Annotated in this window: 1 protein-coding gene; it reads right to left on the bottom strand. The window is 36.3% G+C overall.

The annotated features are described in order from the left end of the window. Positions 1–971: IS630 family transposase (locus QUB37_RS29760; RefSeq protein WP_333168842.1), on the bottom strand; the 971-nt coding region annotated here is incomplete at its 3' end. Positions 972–1,035: the final 64 nt, after the last annotated feature.

Raw genomic sequence — 1,035 nt, 5'->3', positions numbered from 1 at the left:
GCCGAATGCCATACCAATTCAACTAAGTTGTAGTCCGGGCTATACTTGGGCAGAAACTCTATGATTAGATTAGGCATCTCTGCTGCTATTTTCTGCAAAATCTCTGCTTTTTTATGAAAACTAGCATTGTCCAAAATAATGACAAACTTACAGCCTTTATCTTGAAAATCTTCCGCTAAATTCCCTTGCAATATCCACTCTTCTCTTAAATCTCCATAAAAATTTTTCAGCACTGCATAAAAATTAGCAGAATTTCCAGATGGAATAAAATCTACCCATCTTTTCTTGTCTGAATACCTCACTCCACCCATGACATTAATACGACCCTTTCTTCGGTCTCCTTTTTTCTTTCTTCGAGTCCCTTTTTTACACCAGTTTTTCCTTCTAATTACTCTTAAACTAAATCCACTCTCATCCCAAAACCATACCTGTAGAAGAGCTGGAGATTCTTTGGCTATTCTTAGATACTCAGCTAATTTATCTTTAAATAAACTCCTCTGTACGGTATCTTGCTTAGACTCTAAGCTATATTTAGCCCAGAGGTAAACATACTTTTTTGATTTTAAAATCCTCCTTACTTGGGTACTACTCAACTCGATTCCTGTCTTCTCTCCTAGATATATTGCCAGTCTGGCTGTCGTCCATCTCCCGAATTCATAGCCACATTGTTCCGGCTCTAGTTCAATTGTCTCTAAAAGTAAATTAATGTATTCTTCTGTAGCTTTTCGGTAGTTACCCTTCATTCTCTCATCTTTAAAACTATCTAAATTATCAGGGTCGCCCTGAATGCTCCAGTAAGCGACTTTTCTTAGAGAACATCCAATTAATTCAGCAGTTTGAGCTTGTGTATTTCCGTTATTTAGTAACAAAAAAATTAAAGCTCTTTGCCGAATGTCTGGATGTTCATGCTCTTTTAATGCTTGTTGCAGAGTTTCCTTTGTCTCGGAACTGAGGAAGTTTTTAGTAGGCATTGACTTTTTATAAATATCCTCATATTATACTATACAATATGCGTTTTAGATGCTGAACAGCTTA

The organism is Microcoleus sp. AT3-A2, from assembly GCF_036705685.1.
In the GTDB taxonomy this organism is placed as follows: Bacteria; Cyanobacteriota; Cyanobacteriia; order Cyanobacteriales; family Microcoleaceae; genus Microcoleus.
Note: the sequence above shows the minus strand (reverse complement) of the source record. Positions and strands in the feature narration are given on the sequence as shown.